1 rRNA gene is annotated in these 564 nt (G+C 54.1%); it reads right to left on the bottom strand.

What is annotated here, in order from left to right:
• A 16S ribosomal RNA gene (locus K3T81_RS19380) occupies positions 1–564 on the bottom strand; the annotation flags it as partial.

Genomic DNA, 564 nt, shown 5'->3' with positions numbered 1-564 from the left:
TCCATTGTAGCACGTGTGTAGCCCAGGTCATAAGGGGCATGATGATTTGACGTCATCCCCACCTTCCTCCGGTTTGTCACCGGCAGTCACCTTAGAGTGCCCAACTAAATGCTGGCAACTAAGATCAAGGGTTGCGCTCGTTGCGGGACTTAACCCAACATCTCACGACACGAGCTGACGACAACCATGCACCACCTGTCACTCTGTCCCCGAAGGGAACTTCCTATCTCTAGGAATGGCAGAGGATGTCAAGACCTGGTAAGGTTCTTCGCGTTGCTTCGAATTAAACCACATGCTCCACCGCTTGTGCGGGCCCCCGTCAATTCTTTTGAGTTTCAGCCTTGCGGCCGTACTCCCCAGGCGGAGTGCTTAATGCGTTAACTTCAGCACTAAGGGGCGGAAACCCCCTAACACCTAGCACTCATCGTTTACGGCGTGGACTACCAGGGTATCTAATCCTGTTCGCTCCCCACGCTTTCGCTCCTCAGCGTCAGTTACAGACCAGAGAGTCGCCTTCGCCACTGGTGTTCCTCCACATCTCTACGCATTTCACCGCTACACGTG

The organism is Oceanobacillus jordanicus (assembly GCF_022095695.1).
GTDB classification, from domain to species: domain Bacteria; phylum Bacillota; class Bacilli; order Bacillales; family Amphibacillaceae; genus Oceanobacillus_B; species Oceanobacillus_B jordanicus.
The sequence above is the reverse complement of the archived record's forward strand: the minus strand, read 5'-3'. Positions and strand labels throughout refer to the sequence as shown.